Origin of the sequence: Rhodococcus sp. BP-316 (assembly GCF_019836105.1) — a bacterium.
Classification (GTDB): Bacteria; Actinomycetota; Actinomycetes; order Mycobacteriales; family Mycobacteriaceae; genus Rhodococcoides.
Genome location: NZ_JABUEE010000005.1, coordinates 239,851 through 254,057, shown reverse-complemented (window position 1 = coordinate 254,057; position 14,207 = coordinate 239,851). Strand labels below are relative to the sequence as shown.

The following is a 14,207-nucleotide window of genomic DNA, read 5'->3' as shown; positions in this document are numbered from 1 at the left end:
GCTCGCTACCGGGGGAGAAATCCAGAGGTGGAACCGGTGGCTCAGGGCGACCTCACCACGACGTCGTACGTCGTGCTCGGCATGTTGGTGTCGCGGGACCTGACCGCGTACGACATCTCGGAACTGTTCGGTCGTGGTGTCGGCGAACTGTGGCCGCGGGCGGGACGGCAGCACTACAACGCGCCGAAGAAGTTGCTCGAGCGCGGGCTCGTGACAGCGAGGGCCGACGCCGTGGGCGCGCGTCCCCGCACCGTCTACTCGATCACCGACGAGGGGCGCGCAGCCCTGACGGCGTGGCTGGCGGAGCGGTCCCGCCCGTCGGCTCTCGAGTTCGAGGGCATGATGCGGGTGCTGTTCGCCGACCAGGGCTCCCTCGAGGACCTGCGCGGCAACCTACGGACGATGCGGGAGCAGGCCGACGCCACCCGCCAACTCTTCGGGCGGCACGCCGTCACGCTGCGTGACACCACCGTCGCGACGTTTCCCGAACGTCAGCACCTGATGGCACTCGCCAATCGCTTCATGGTCGGACACTTCTCGCACATCGTCGAATGGAGCGACTGGGCGCTGGCGGAGATCGAGGACTGGCCGGACACCACGACTCCGGCCACCTCGCACCGGGATCGGACCGAGACGATGCTCGACGCCTCGGCGCGGCTGGGTGCACCGGAGGTGTCCCACGAGCCGTGACCGGACAGTCGGTTCACGGAGCGGGTTGGCACCTCGGGCACCAGTAGATCTGCCGCTCCTCGAGCGGGTTGTCGCCGAGCAACCCTTCGCGAATGCGCGTTCCACATCGGCGGCACGGCTTGTTCTCTCGGCCGTAGACCCAGAAGTGTCGACCCGCACGGAGATCGCCCGTGAAGGTGCGAGCATTGCGGTTCTTGTTGGCCGTGATCGTGCGGTGCGACAGATCGATCATCTTCGCCAGGTTCCCCGCCGCGGAAACCGGCGTGTGCGGGTCCACTCCGCGCAGGAACAGGATCTCGTTGCGATAGACGTTCCCGAGACCGGCGATGACGCGCTGGTCGAGCAGGGCGAGGCCGATGGGTCGGTCGGGTTCCGCTTCCAGATTGGCGAGGGCCACTGCCGGATCCCACAGGGGCCCGAGCAGATCCGGACCGAGGTATCCCACGGCCTCCTCGACGGTATCGAGTATCTCGACGACACCGAGTTCGAATCCGACCGCCACCCGGTCAGTCGTCCCGAGCACGATGCGCGCTTGGTAGGCGGGCCGCCGCCACGGTGTGTCCGGCTGATAGACGTGCCACGCACCCTCCATCTTCAGGTGCGAGTGGATGACCTTGCCGCCGACCTCGATGACGAGGTGCTTTCCCGCCGACAGAACCGATTCCACTGTCTCGCCGGTGAAGTCGACCGTGGCGTAGCGCGGCACGCGCACATCACATGTGGTGAGAACCTTGCCGTCGAGTGCGTCGCGCAGACTGTTGGCCGTGCGCCAGACGGTGTCGCCTTCGGGCATGGATCAGGCCCTGATCCGGAGGCCACGCGGCGTCGCCGAAAAGCCCGCCTCGGTGAGGATCGTCGCGAAGACGGAGCCGTGGATGTCGCTCCCGTCGGTGCGTTCGATCACCAGCTTGTCGACGGACCTGGTGGTCACCAACGACACGAGAGCCGACGCGGCGGTGACAAGCACGTCGCGCTCCTCGGTGAAGGTGAGCACCGTCTTGCCGCCGCGCTCGACGTAGAGCACGAGTTCGCCGTCCACCATGACGACGAGAGCGCCGGCCTTGCGCCCGGGGCGGTGGCCCGACGCTGCATCCACGGGACTCTTCGGCCAGGGCAGCGCGGCGCCGTACGGATTAGCGGGGTCGGTGGCGGCGAGGGCCACGGCCCCGACGGGCCGTTCGGACTCGCTTCGCAGTCGGTCGACGACGTCCGAGGTGGAGAACTGGGCGCCGCCGAGCGAGTCGACGAAGTACCCGCGTCGCGCGCGGCCGCTGTCCTCGAAGCCGGTCAGGACTTTGTAGACCCCGCCGAAGCCGCCGGGGACGCCCTCGTTCATGACGGAACCGCGGGTCACAACGCCGTACCGCTCGAGCAGGATGTCCGAGGTGGCATGTGCCCGGATGGTGGGGTCGGACTCCGCCTCCGGGAGCAGTGCCCACCGGCCACCCGCGGAGGGCGGGCCCGTGCGAGTCGGGAGGGACGGTCGCGCGAAACGTTGGTAGGACCGTGCTCGCGGTGAGCGCCGCGCCGGGCGGTGGCTCGGCGCGGAACGGGTGGTGCCGTGCAGCAGAGCGCGCAGCGGAGCGAACGTGTCGTTGGTCAGGTGCCCGGTCCACACCAGATCCCACAGTGCCGCAACCAGAGTCGTGTCGTCGGCAGGGGCGCCGGACTCGGTCTGGTGCAGCTGCCCGACGGTGTCGGACAGCTGTCGGAAGAAGTACGCGCCGCCGCCCGAGAGCACCTGCAGCACGGTCTGCTGCAAGTCCGTCAGTTCATCGTCCTTCGCAGGCGGCAGCGTCACCGGTGCGGCGTCGGCGGGATGGAGGCAGATCCACCCGTCCTTCGAGGAGATCGCGCCGTGGCCGGACCACACGACTTCGCCGGTAGCGGTCAGCTCGTCGAGCATCGCGGGGGAGTAGTCCCGGACACGCTGGGGCAGGATCAGCGACTCCCAGGCCGAGGCAGGAGCCGGGACGCCGGCGAGCTGGTCGACGACCGTCGCCACACCGTCGAGCCCACGCAGGGTGCCACCGACGTGCTGCCAACGCGGAAGGAAGCGGCCGAGGACACCGGTGGACACGGGTTCGACGTCCTGGCGTGCGGCGGCGAGCGAACGCCGGCGGAGCCTGCGCAGCACCTCGGCGTCACACCACTCACTGCCGGAACCGCCGGGCCGGAATTCACCTTCCACCACCCGCTTCTGGGCGACGAGGCGCAGCAGCACGTCACGGGCGACCGCCGACCCGATGCCGAAGCGGCCGGCGACGTCCGCGACCGAGAACGGACCGTGGGTGCGGGCGTAGCGGCTCACGAGATCGCCGAGCGGATCCTCGACGGGCTCGATGAAGGCTGCGGGCGTGCCGATGGGCAACGGGACACCCAGCGCGTCACGCAGTCTGCTGGCGTCCTCGATGGCGACCCACCACTGCGACCCGGCGAACGAGACCTCGAGGGCACGGCGTGCCGCGGTGAGCTCGCCGGCCCACTGCGCTGCGGAGCCGGGCGACTCGATGCGTGCCTCGATCTCCGCCGTCGTGAGCGGGCCGAGCAGGCGCAGCAGGTCTGCCACGCCCTCAGCGTCGCGGGCCTTGCGGTCGTCGACGAGGCGCTGCAGTTCGAGCTCGGTGTCGGTGACGACGTCGCCGTCGAGCAGGTCGCGCAGTTCGACGCGTCCGAGCAGCTCCGCCAGCAGCGAGGCGTCGAGAGACAGTGCAGCAGCACGACGCTCGGCGAGCGGGGAATCGCCCTCGTACATGAACTGGCCGACGTAGCTGAAGAGCAACGAGGTGGCGAACGGTGACGGGGAGTCGGTCTCGACGTCGACGATGCGGATCTGGCGACGCGCGATCCGCACACACAGGTCCTCGAGTGCGGGCAGGTCGTACACGTCCTGCAGGCACTCGCGCACCGTCTCGAGCAGGATGGGGAACGTGGGGTACTTCTTGGCCACGTCGAGAAGCTGCGCGGCGCGTTGACGCTGCTGCCAGAGCGGCGCTCGCTTGCCCGGATTGCGGCGGGGCAGAAGCAGTGCGCGCGCGGCACATTCACGGAACCGCGACGCGAACAGGGCGGAGCCACCGACCTGCTCGGTGACGATGTCGGTGATCTCGTCCTTCTCGAAGACGAACAGGTCCGGGCCCGGCGGCTCGTCGTCGGTGTCCGGGAGGCGCACGATGATGCCGTCGTCGGACGCCGTGGGCTGCGAGTCGATGCCGTACCGCTCGATGAGGCGGGCGCCGATGGCCAGGGCCCACGGTGCGTGCACCTGCTGGCCGTACGGGGAGTGCAGCACCAGACGCCAGTCGCCCAGCTCGTCGCGGAACCGTTCGACGACCAACGTGCGATCGGTGGGCATGTGGCCCGTCGCCGTGCGCTGCTCGGTGAGCAGAGCGGACAGGTTGTTCACCGCGTTGACGTCGAGCCCGCTCTCCTGCAGCCGGCCGCGCAGCGCGTCGTCGTCCGACGACTCGCGCAGGAACGCGCCCAGTGCCTCGCCCAGTTCGGCCGGGCGACCGAGTCCGTCACCGTGCCAGAACGGCAGTCGGCCGGGCTGCCCGTAGGCCGGGCTGACGAGAACCCGATCGTGGGTGATCTCCTCGATGCGCCAACTGGTGGCACCGAGGGCGAAGACGTCTCCGACGCGGGATTCGTAGACCATCTCCTCGTCCAGTTCGCCGACGCGGCTGGCCTTCTCGCCGACCATGAAGACGCCGAACAATCCGCGGTCGGGGATGGCGCCGCCCGAGGTGACCGCAAGGCGCTGAGCGCCGGGGCGACCGGTGAGCGACCCGCCGTCGCGGTCCCAGACCAAACGCGGCCGCAGCTCGGCGAACTCGTCGGACGGGTACTTTCCCGACAGCAGGTCCAGCGTGGACTCGTAGGCGGACCGGGGGAGCGACCCGAAATTGCCGGTGCGCCTGACCATGTCGAACCACTCGTCGGCGTCGATGGGTTCGAGCGCGCACGCCGCCACGGTGTGCTGGGCCAGGATGTCGAGCGGATTGGCCGGCACCTTCAGCGCCTCGATGTGCCCGTCTGTCATGCGCTGCACGGTGACAGCACAGTGGATCAGGTCGGTGCGGTGCTTCGGGAACAGCACGCCGCGGGAGATCTCGCCGACCTGGTGGCCGGCGCGACCGACGCGCTGCAGACCACTGGCAACGGACGGCGGCGCCTCGACCTGCACCACCAGATCGACTGCGCCCATGTCGATCCCGAGTTCGAGGCTGCTGGTGGCCACGACGCAGCGGAGGCGGCCGGACTTGAGATCGTCCTCGATGAGCGCGCGCTGATCCTTGCTCACGCTGCCGTGGTGCGCCCGGGCCAGCAGCGGCTCGGCACCGTGGACGACGTCGCCGGACGCGCCGATCTGGGAGGGCGGTGCGTGATCCACGGGGGCGCCGTCACCGAGGCGTTCGGCGTAGATCTCGTTGAGGCGGGCGGTGAGTCGCTCCGAGAGCCGTCGGGAGTTGGCGAAGACGATGGACGACCGGTGCTCCAGGACGAGGTCGACGATCTGCGCTTCGACATGCGGCCAGATGGACCCCTGCTGCGGGGCGGCCGACGCGGACCCCTCCTGCGGCTCGGTGGTGCCGAGTTCCGTCATGTCCTCCACCGGAACGCGCACCGAGAGGTCGAACGTCTTCGGTGACGGCGGGCACACGATGCTGATGGGTGCGGACCCGGTGAGGAAGCGTCCCACCTCCTCGTGCGGACGGACGGTGGCGGAGAGCCCGATGCGCTGAGCGGGCTTGTCCAACCTCGCGTCGAGCCGCTCCAGCGACAGCGCCAGGTGCGCGCCGCGTTTGGTGCCGGCGACGGCATGCACCTCGTCGACGATGACGGTGTCGACACGCTCGAGTGATTCGCGTGCCGCGGACGTCAGCATCAGGAACAACGACTCGGGTGTCGTGATGAGGATGTCCGGCGGCGTCTTGAGCATCAGACGACGGTCGGCGGGGCTGGTGTCGCCGGACCGCACGCCCACCGAGATCTCCGGCGGCGCGACTCCCTGCAACTTGGCCGTCTGGGTGATGCCGACCAGGGGAGCGCGCAGGTTGCGCTCGACGTCCACCGCGAGCGCCTTCAGCGGCGAGACGTACAACACGCGGGTGCCGGGTGCCGTGTCCTCGGGAGCACGGCTGACCAGCTTGTCCAGCGCCCACAGGAACGCGGACAGGGTCTTGCCGGAGCCGGTGGGAGCGACGACCAAGGTGTGCGCGCCGCTGGAGATGGAGTCCCACGCGCCGAGCTGAGCGGCGGTGGGCGCGGGGAAGGCGCCGTCGAACCACGCCCGCGTCGGAGCCGTGAATCGCGCGAGCACGTCCTCCGGTGCCGGAGTGGGAGGGTTCTTCACCTCTCCATAGTGCACGGACCCCCTGACACGGTCGCCGGATGCGCGTCCCCACCCCCCGCGAGTACGTCGATGAGGTCGCTGAGAAGGCCGGGATCACAGCACTCTGGACGTACTCGCGAGGTGTGGCGGCGCGACGATCAGTCGTGCAGGCGTTCCTCGCCGCGATTGCGGAAGAACTTGAAACCCGGGATACCGATGACGGCCTTGCGCACGTCCTTGGTCACCTCGAGCAATTCGTGAATCTCGGGGGACACCGTGTCGAGCGTGGCGAGGATCGGCATGATGCCCTCCATCCGCTGCACCAGCTCCGGCAGCTGGTCCACGAGCTTCACGGCCGCCTGAACCTCGGCCTCGGAGAAGTTGTCCACGAAGGTGCGGCCCAGCGGAATCGCGCGCTCGGTGATCGGTTCGAGCTCCGAGATCATCGCCAGCGCCTTGGACGAGGCCGACTCCGCCCCGACGATGACGCCCTGCGCGTCCTCGGTGGTGGCCGAGACCTTGCCGATGACGGTCTGAGCTTGGTCGGTGATGCGCTCGATGGCGGCGATCACCTCGTCGACACGCACGAACAGGTCGTCGATGCGCCGGGGCAGCTGGGCGACGAACGCGACGGTGTCGAGCGACCAGAGCACGGTGCCGCGTGCGAGTCCGAGCATGTTGCCGAGTGACGGTACGGGCAGCCGGACGGTGCGCACCGACAGATCGTTGTCGGGTGCTCGGTGTCGATCCACGTCGGCCATGAGCACAGTCTGCACGGTGACGCCCCTCACGCGGCGGTATGCGAGCGCACCGCACCCGTAATGTCGAGAACATGACTGCTTTCGTGACCGGGGCCAGCGGCTACATCGGTTCTCGCCTCGTCGACGCGCTCGTGTCGGCCGACGAGAGCGTCGTCGTGGGCTCGCGCACGCCGGAGAGGCTGACCGCCTTCGACTGGCACGACGACGTGCGGGCCGTGCGACTCGACGTGACCGACGCCGAGTCGTGCGCCGAGGCGCTGTCCGCGGAGGACATCGACGTCGCGTACTACTTGGTGCACGCCATCGGGGAATCCGGCTACCGGGCCACCGACCTCGCGTCCGCGCGGCACTTCGCGGAGGCGGCACGCGCCGCGGGTGTCCGCCGCATCGTCTACCTCGGTGGCTTCGTCCCCGAGGGCGAGAAGCTGTCCGAGCACCTCGCGAGCCGCGCCGAGGTGGGCGAGGCGCTCACGATCGACGGCATCGAGGTGGTGTGGCTGCGCGCCGCCATCGTCATCGGCGCCGGATCGACGTCCTTCGAGATGATTCGGTACCTTGCCGACCGACTCCCGGTGTTGCCGCTCCCGAGCTGGTTGAGCAAGCCGGTCCAGCCGATCGCCGTCGACGACGTCGTGCACTATCTCCTCGCGTGCGCGTCACCCGACGTGCCCGCCGACGCGTACGACATCGCGGGCCCCGAGATCCTTCCGTACAAGGACCTCGTCTTCGCCTACGTCCGCGCCGCCGAGCTGCATCGTCTGGGTGTGCCCACCCCGGGCATCCCGACCAAGCTCGCGGCTCTCGTGATCGGCCGACTGATCCCGGTTCCGGGACTGCTCGCCGACGACCTGGTGCAGTCTCTCGTGAACTCGATGACCGCCTCGGAGAACCGCATCTCGGAGTTCGTCCCCGAGCCCGAGGGCGGTCTCACCGACGTCGACGACGCCATGCGCCGAAGCCTGCTCGGCGCGAGCGCCACCCGCGGCCTGGCCACGACGCCCGACTCGCTGCGCCTGGTGTCCTCGGACGCGGAGTGGACCGGCGGCGACGTCCGCAGCATTCGCCGCCGCGGCGCCGAACTGCTGAGCGAGGACGGGTGGAAGCTCGCCGAGGCACTCGGCATCGGCGCGGTGCTCTACTCGTGGCCCGTCGCTCCGGTCGTCCGGACCAATCTGGACGTGGTTGCCGCGGTCTCGTCCCGGGTACGGTCTCTTCTGAAGTTCTAGTCGGTCTCTCGTTCACAGACCGCAAGTTCCGACACGACCGACAGGTTCGACGAGCCGGAGGAGTACTTCATGGTGTCCTGGCAGATGAGGGCCGAATCCATCGTGCGCAACGCGCTGGTGGACAAGGTCGACCGCGACCATCACGAGACCGATCGCGCCTTCCTACGGCGGCGCATCATCGTGGCGGTCGTGCTCGTCGTGGGCGCGACGCTGCTGGGAGTGTCGCTGTCGACCGAGCCCGGCGACCCCATGTTCTACACGCTGACCATCGCTCTGGCCCTGGTGTGGATCGTCGGTGGGTTCCTGTCCGGGCCACTGCACCTCGGTCGCATCAACTTCCGCGGGACCCTGCGGCGGCCGATCATCACGCCGATCGCGATCGGTCTGGCCGCGGGTGGCGTGTTCATCCTCGGCGCACTGGTCGTGCGGGAGATCCCGCCGCTGCGGGACTTCACGGCCAACGTCCTCGATCACGCCCGCGTCGGACCGCTCGCGCTCATCGTCTTCATCACGCTGTTCAACGGGGTCGCCGAGGAGATCTTCTTCCGCGGCGCTCTGTTCTCGGCCATCGGCGTGAAGCGGCCGGTCGTCATCTCGACGATCGTCTACACCATCGCCACTCTGGCCACGGGCAACCCGATGCTCGGCTTCGCCGCCATCACCCTCGGTTTCGTGCTGGGACTCGAACGCCGGGCGTCCGGCGGCATTCTCGCGCCGATCCTGACGCACGTCGCGTGGTCGACGGTCATGGTCTTCGCCATGCCACCACTGTTCGCCTGACGCTGCCCGATCGGGACGTGGCAGGGTAGCGCCCATGACCGGTGCACGAGGCAAGTCCGTCCGCTCGGATGATCTGGACGCCACCGATCGCGTGCTGGTGGAGGAACTGATCACCGACGGCCGCGCGACTCTCGCTCACCTCGCGGAGCGGGCGGGCCTCTCGGTCTCGGCCGTGCAGTCACGAGTGCGCAGGCTCGAGTCGTCCGGGGTGATCCTCGGATACACCGCGCGCGTCGATCGGGAGGCCATCGGCCAGCCACTGTCGGCGTTCGTGGCCATCACCCCCTTGGATCCGACGGCGCCCGACGACGCGCCCGCGCGTCTGCGGCCGCTGCCCGAGGTGCAGGCGTGCCATTCCGTGGCGGGGGAGGACAGCTATGTGCTGCTGGTCCGCGTCGCGTCACCGCGGGATCTCGAGCGACTCCTGCAGCAGATCCGGACCACTGCCAACGTGCAGACCCGCAGCACCATCATTCTGCAGACCTTCTACGACTCCTGATCGCGCTGCAGCATTCTCCAGACGCGGTCCGCCGACATCGGCAGTGCGTGCGGCCGTACGCCGACGGCGTCCGTGACGGCATTGGCCAACGCCGGTGCGACGGGGTTGTACGGAGACTCGCTCATCGACTTGGCACCCAGCGGCCCGAGCGCGTCATAGGTGTCCGCGAACAACACTCGGGTCGTCGGAACGTCGGCGAGTTGCGGGATGTGGTAGTTCCGTAGCGACGCTGTGGTCACGTGCCCCGTCTCGTCGAGCCGCATCTCCTCGTACAGCGCCGCGCCCAGCGCTTGCGCCACACCACCTTCCACCTGCCCACGGCACTGCACCGGATTCATCACCGTGCCGGCGTCGACGGCCTGCACGGAGTCCAGGATCGCGACGCGGCCGCTCCCGGGGTCGACCGCGACCCGAAACCCGTGGACGTTGAACACCACCGAGCGAGGCGATCCGCCGTGGTACCCGTCCGCCGCCAACGGTCCGTCGTGGGCCGCGACGATCTCGTCGAGGGAGCACAGTGCGCCGTCCACCGTGACGCCCTCCGGACCGAGCACGCCCTGCGTCGGCAGCGATCCGGTCAGGCTCGATGCGGCACCGATGATGCGCTCGCGCAACGACTCCGCGGCGAGTGCGACAGCCTTGCCGGCGACCACCGTGCCCGCCGACCCGAAGGCGCCCGTGTCGTGGGAGGTGACGTCGGTGTCGGACTGTGCGATCTCGATGCGGTCGACGGTCGTGTTCAGGATCGACGCCGCGATCTGACCGTGCACCGTCGTGGTGCCGTTACCGAACTCGGCGGTGCCGACGCGCACCAGGTAGCGCGCTCCGGGCAGAGCGGTGATCGACGCGTCGGAGACGTGGCCGCGCGGCGGCACGGTGGCATTCATGCCGATGGCCACGCCGACGCCCACCTGCCATCCGTCGGGCGCCGGCGATCCGGGCTCGGTGAGTGCCTCGTCCACGAGATCGAGGCACTGGTCGAGTCCGTAACTGCCGAACAGGAGGTCGCCGTCGAGGACGTGCGCGGCGACGAACGGATCACCCGGCACGACGACGTTGCGACGCCGGAACTCGATCGGATCGATGTGCAATCGGTGCGCCAACTCGTCGAGCGCCGACTCGACGGCGAAACCGGTCTGCCCGACGCCGTATCCGCGGAACGCGCCGGACGGAATCGTGTTCGTGTACACCGCTCTCGCCTCGACGCGCTTGGCCGCGCAGCGGTAGAGGGCGATCGAGTCGGTGGAATGGTGCAGCACACCGGGACTGTGGTTGCCGTAGGCGCCGGCATCGCTCAGCACGTCGAGGGTCAGCGCGGTGAGCGTGCCGTCGGCCGTGGCGGCTGCGGTGACCGACACCTCCATGGGATGCCGACAGGGCGCGACGGTGAACTGGTCGGCACGGGAGAACTCGAGCTGTACCGGTCGACGCACCGTCAGAGCGGCGAGCGTCACGAGATCCTCGGTGAGCATCTCCTGTTTGGCGCCGAACCCGCCACCGACCCGCGTCGTGAACACCCGCACGGTGTCCGGATCGAGGTCGAAGATGTGACACAGCTCGTCCCGTACGAGGAACGGGACCTGCGAGCTCGTGCGGACGGTCAGGCGCCCGTCCTCGGCGAACCAGGCGATCGCACCGTGCGTCTCGAGGTGAGTGTGCTGCACGCGGGCGGTGCGCCACGTTCCGGTCACCACGGCGTCCGCGGCCGCCAGGCCCGCCTCGACGTCGCCGGTCGTACCGCTCACCTCGGCCACGACGTTGCGCTCGACGTCCGCGATCCTGGCCTCGGGACCCTTGCCGGCGTGGACGATCGGGGCTCCCGGTGCGAGCGCGTCCGCGGGATGCAGCACGGCGGGCAGCACCTCGTACTCGACGACGAGGCGCCGTCTGCCCTCCTCCGCGGCGGCCACCGACTCGGCGATCACCGCCGCCACCCGCTGCCCGACGTAGCGGAGCTCGCGATCCAGAACGAGAGTGTCGTCGGGATCGTCGTCCCGTGACTCGTGGCGTGCGGTGGAGAAGGCGACGGGCGGCGCGTCCTCGTGGGTGAGCACCGCGACCACACCCTCGACGGCCAGCGCGGCCGACGTGTCGATCGAGACGATGCGCGCACGGGCGTGGGGGCTCCCCAGCACCGACAGATGCAGTAGACCCGGCATCGCGACGTCGAGCGTGTAGGGCTCCGTTCCCGTGACGACGCGAGCGCTGGCCGGTGCGGCGACGGAGCGTCCGCACGCCGGTCCCTCGGTGGACTTCTCGATGGTGCGCACACCCGTGACCGCGTCGGTGATCGCCCGATACCCCGTGCAGCGACACAGGTTTCCCTTGAGCGAGGTGTCCAGATCCTCGGTCTGCTCGTCGGTGAGGGCGGCGGCGGTGACGATCATGCCGGCCGTGCAGAAACCGCACTGGAATCCGGCGGCGTCGACGAATCGCTGCTGCATCGGATGCAGGTCGTCCGGCGTGCCCAGCCCGGCCACCGTGGTGACCTCCCGACCGTCGGCGCGGTAGGCCGGAACGATGCACGACTGGACGGCGGCACCGTCCAGCAGCACCGAGCACGCGCCGCAGTCGCCCGCGTCGCACCCCTTTTTCACCTCGAACCGTCCGATGTCGCGCAGGGCCGTGCGCAGGCACTGGCCCGGTCGCGGCGACATCTCCACGGTCTCCCCGTTGACTCCCACTCTCATGCCAGCTCCTCGCAGATCTGCTGTGCCAGCACGCCGCTCACGTGGCGTCGCCAGTCCGGCGCCCCGTGCACGTCGTCGTACCACTGGTCGGCGGGTATCGCGGCGTCCAGCAGCGCGGCCACGTCCTCGGCGTGCGGCACTGCCTCGAGTCGCAGCTGGTGTGGGCGGCACGTCGAAGCGGTGACGGTGAGGACGCACGATCCGTCGGCGTCCCGGCGACCGATCACGACGGCGCCGGAGCGCCCGCGAGGTGCCAAGGACATTCTGCGGCAGGCGAATCGGGAGCGCAGAACGGCGTCGTCGATCTCGATGCTGCGTATCACCTCGCCCGGTGCGAGCGACGTGCGCTGGGGTCCGGTGACCAGCGCCGCGACGGGCACGCGCCGTTCGTGACCGTCGGGGGTCCAGATCACCGCGACGCCGTCGAGCGCCGAACAGAGCGAGGTCATGGATCCCGCGGGAAGTCCGAGGGCGATGTTCCCACCGACCGTGGCGAACTGCTGCACCTTGAACGACGCGAGCAACGCGTCGGAGCAGAGGGCCACCAGCGACTCGAGGTCCGGCCACCGCGGCGGCCACGACATCCGACGCAGCGTGTCCACGGTGCACGTCGCGGCGATCTCCAGCCCCTCACCGACGACGACGGGTTCCCAGCCGAGGTCCGTCAGATCGACCAGTCGGTGCACCCCCACCTGCGGTTCCGAGAATACCCACGTCCCACCTGCCACCACGGCGGTGCCGCCGTCGATGACCGAGAGATCGCCCCGCGTACGAGCCCGGACGACCTCGCGCACGGTGTTCAGGTCCACGGAATCACCGCCCGGCCTTCGTGAGCAGCGCCGTGTGCGCCGCCGCCACGTCCCGGGCCACTGTCTCCTCGTCGACGGTGACCACCACCCCGTTCTCGACCACCACCCGCCCGTGCACGAGGAGCCGTTCGAGGGGCGGCCGGTCGCCCAGTACCAACGCGGCGACGGGGTCGGTGATGCCGGCGTGGGCGGCGCCGTCGATGCGCCACAGCGCCAGATCGGCGAGCTTCCCCACCTCCAGCGAGCCGATCTCGTTCTCGCGCCCGAGGACTCGGGCACCGCCGAGTGTCGCGAGGTCGAGGCTCTCGCGCACGGTCATGGCGCGGGGTCCGCCGCGCGCCCGAGCGAACAGTGCCGCGTGGTGCGCCTCCTCGAGCATGCTGCAGGACTCGTTGCTGGCGGCACCGTCGACGCCGAGCCCCAGGGGAACCCGCGCGTCGATCAGATCGCGCGCTCGGGCGATACCGGCGCCCAGCCGCGCGTTGGACGTGGGGCAGTGGGCCGCCCCGGTTCCGGTGGCCGCCATGGTCGCGATCGCGGCGTCGTCGAGATGCACGGCGTGCGCGTACCAGACGTCGTCGCCGACCCAGCCGACCGATTCCATGTACTGCACGGGCGTCATGCCGAAGTTGCTGCGGCAGAACTCCTCCTCGTCCAGGGTCTCGGCGAGGTGTGTGTGCAACCGGACGCCGAGCTCGCGCGCCAGCGTCGCCGATTCGCGAAGGAGGTCGCCGGTGACGGAGAACGGCGAGCACGGTGCGAGAGCGATGCGCAGCATCGATCCGAAGGACGGGTCGTGCCAGCGGTCGACCGCGGCGCTGCTCGCGGCCAGGATCGCATCGAGCGACTCCACGACGCTGTCCGGCGGCAGACCACCCTGACTGTGTCCCAGGTCCATCGATCCGCGCGTCGGGTGGAACCGCAGACCGACCGTCCTCGCGGCGTCGATCTCTGCGCCCAACACGTCGCCGCCGTCGTGGGGGAAGACGTAGAGGTGGTCGGTGGTGGTGGTGCATCCGGTCGCGGCCAACCGAGCGAGCCCACCCGTCGCCGCGACGCGGACCGAGTCGGCGTCGATGCCGGCCCACACGGGATACAGCGTCGTCAACCACTCGAAGAGCGTCGAGTCCGCGGCCAGACCGCGGGTGATCCACTGATAGAGATGGTGGTGCGTGTTCACGAGGCCGGGAGTCAGGACGCAACCGCGGCCGTCGATGACGGTGACCTCCGGACCGTCGGGACGCGGCGGCGGTGTCCCGTCGCCGAGCGCCGCGATGAGCCCGTCCTCGATCAGGACCCAGCCCGCCGCCCACTCGGAGCGGGCGGGATCCACGGTGATCACGTGGGCGCCCGTGATGAGAATGCGGTCCGGCACGTCGTACTCCTGTCCTCGCTGTGTCACCGAGTCAACACCGTG

The 14,207-nt window shown here is 69.7% G+C and carries 10 protein-coding genes; 4 read left to right on the top strand and 6 right to left on the bottom strand.

Annotated elements, in window-relative coordinates; all coding sequences use genetic code 11:
• Positions 1-36: 36 nt before the first annotated feature.
• Complete coding sequence (locus tag HQ312_RS11970) at positions 37-690, top strand: PadR family transcriptional regulator (protein ID WP_222638709.1); 654 nt, start codon at positions 37-39, stop codon at positions 688-690.
• 13 nt (positions 691-703) lie between these two features.
• On the opposite strand, the gene HQ312_RS11965 is transcribed toward HQ312_RS11970, so the two are convergent.
• The 3 genes from HQ312_RS11965 to HQ312_RS11955 form a co-directional block, all read right to left on the bottom strand.
• The gene (locus HQ312_RS11965; protein WP_222638708.1) at positions 704-1,483 is read right to left on the bottom strand and encodes a DNA-formamidopyrimidine glycosylase family protein; all 780 of its coding nucleotides are present in this window, start codon (positions 1,481-1,483) and stop codon (positions 704-706) included.
• Positions 1,484-1,486: 3 nt separating this feature from the next.
• Positions 1,487-6,046 carry an ATP-dependent helicase gene (locus tag HQ312_RS11960; protein ID WP_222638707.1) on the bottom strand — a complete coding sequence of 1,520 codons (4,560 nt, stop codon included), beginning with the start codon at positions 6,044-6,046 and terminating at the stop codon, positions 1,487-1,489.
• Between the two features lie 137 nt (positions 6,047-6,183).
• Positions 6,184-6,786, bottom strand: coding sequence for a hypothetical protein (locus tag HQ312_RS11955; protein WP_082042889.1), 603 nt, complete (start codon positions 6,784-6,786; stop codon positions 6,184-6,186).
• A gap of 71 nt (positions 6,787-6,857) precedes the next feature.
• On the opposite strand from HQ312_RS11955, the gene HQ312_RS11950 reads away from it, so the two are divergent.
• The 3 genes from HQ312_RS11950 to HQ312_RS11940 all read left to right on the top strand — a co-directional run bounded on the left by HQ312_RS11950 (position 6,858) and on the right by HQ312_RS11940 (position 9,291).
• On the top strand, positions 6,858-8,012 hold the full coding sequence (locus HQ312_RS11950) for an NAD(P)H-binding protein (RefSeq protein ID WP_222638706.1): 1,155 nt from the start codon (positions 6,858-6,860) through the stop codon (positions 8,010-8,012).
• 69 nt (positions 8,013-8,081) lie between these two features.
• Positions 8,082-8,792 (top strand): CPBP family intramembrane glutamic endopeptidase, encoded by a 711-nt coding sequence (locus HQ312_RS11945; RefSeq protein WP_056447710.1) that lies wholly within the window; start codon positions 8,082-8,084, stop codon positions 8,790-8,792.
• Positions 8,793-8,826: 34 nt separating this feature from the next.
• Positions 8,827-9,291, top strand: coding sequence for an Lrp/AsnC family transcriptional regulator (locus HQ312_RS11940; RefSeq protein ID WP_027503691.1), 465 nt, complete (start codon positions 8,827-8,829; stop codon positions 9,289-9,291).
• On the opposite strand, the gene HQ312_RS11935 is transcribed toward HQ312_RS11940, so the two are convergent.
• The 3 genes from HQ312_RS11935 to HQ312_RS11925 are packed head-to-tail and all read right to left on the bottom strand — an operon-like array spanning position 9,279 to position 14,192.
• Positions 9,279-11,981: a molybdopterin-dependent oxidoreductase gene (locus HQ312_RS11935; RefSeq protein WP_222638705.1), complete on the bottom strand. Its 2,703-nt coding sequence runs from the start codon at positions 11,979-11,981 to the stop codon at positions 9,279-9,281. The genes HQ312_RS11940 and HQ312_RS11935 overlap by 13 nt on opposite strands.
• Positions 11,978-12,790: a xanthine dehydrogenase family protein subunit M gene (locus HQ312_RS11930; RefSeq protein ID WP_222638704.1), complete on the bottom strand. Its 813-nt coding sequence runs from the start codon at positions 12,788-12,790 to the stop codon at positions 11,978-11,980. Before HQ312_RS11930 ends, HQ312_RS11935 begins: the two co-directional genes overlap by 4 nt.
• Positions 12,791-12,794: 4 nt before the next feature.
• Positions 12,795-14,192 carry an 8-oxoguanine deaminase gene (locus tag HQ312_RS11925; RefSeq protein ID WP_308123879.1) on the bottom strand — a complete coding sequence of 466 codons (1,398 nt, stop codon included), beginning with the start codon at positions 14,190-14,192 and terminating at the stop codon, positions 12,795-12,797.
• Positions 14,193-14,207 lie beyond the last annotated feature (15 nt).

Excerpts from the sequence above, each read along its gene's own strand:
- HQ312_RS11950 (WP_222638706.1), top strand. The coding sequence starts at position 6,858 with ATGACTGCTTTCGTGACCGGGGCCAGCGGCTACATCGGTTCTCGCCTC.
- HQ312_RS11965 (WP_222638708.1), bottom strand. The coding sequence starts at position 1,483 with ATGCCCGAAGGCGACACCGTCTGGCGCACGGCCAACAGTCTGCGCGAC.
- HQ312_RS11955 (WP_082042889.1), bottom strand. The coding sequence starts at position 6,786 with ATGGCCGACGTGGATCGACACCGAGCACCCGACAACGATCTGTCGGTG.
- HQ312_RS11945 (WP_056447710.1), top strand. The coding sequence starts at position 8,082 with ATGGTGTCCTGGCAGATGAGGGCCGAATCCATCGTGCGCAACGCGCTG.
- HQ312_RS11935 (WP_222638705.1), bottom strand. The coding sequence starts at position 11,981 with ATGAGAGTGGGAGTCAACGGGGAGACCGTGGAGATGTCGCCGCGACCG.
- HQ312_RS11940 (WP_027503691.1), top strand. The coding sequence starts at position 8,827 with ATGACCGGTGCACGAGGCAAGTCCGTCCGCTCGGATGATCTGGACGCC.